Origin of the sequence: Haloarcula amylolytica JCM 13557 (assembly GCF_000336615.1) — an archaeon.
GTDB lineage: Archaea > Halobacteriota > Halobacteria > Halobacteriales > Haloarculaceae > Haloarcula > Haloarcula amylolytica.
Genome location: NZ_AOLW01000014.1, coordinates 33,807 through 34,093 on the forward strand (window position 1 = coordinate 33,807; position 287 = coordinate 34,093).

Consider the following 287-nt stretch of genomic DNA (forward strand, 5'->3'; position numbering starts at 1 on the left):
CCGCCGCTGATGTATATCAGCACATTCCGGTTGATCCTGCCGGAGGCCATTGCTATCGGAGTCCGATTTAGCCATGCTAGTTGCACGAGTTCAGACTCGTAGCATATAGCTCAGTAACACGTGGCCAAACTACCCTACAGACCGCGATAACCTCGGGAAACTGAGGCCAATAGCGGATACAACTCTCAGACTGGAGTATCGAGAGTTAGAAACGTTCCGGCGCTGTAGGATGTGGCTGCGGCCGATTAGGTAGATGGTGGGGTAACGGCCCACCATGCCGATAATCG

1 rRNA gene is annotated in these 287 nt (G+C 53.7%); it reads left to right on the forward strand.

Annotated features, from left to right (window positions below):
- Nucleotides 1-23: 23 nt before the first annotated feature.
- Nucleotides 24-287: ribosomal RNA gene (locus C442_RS05995) — 16S ribosomal RNA — on the forward strand; the annotation flags it as partial.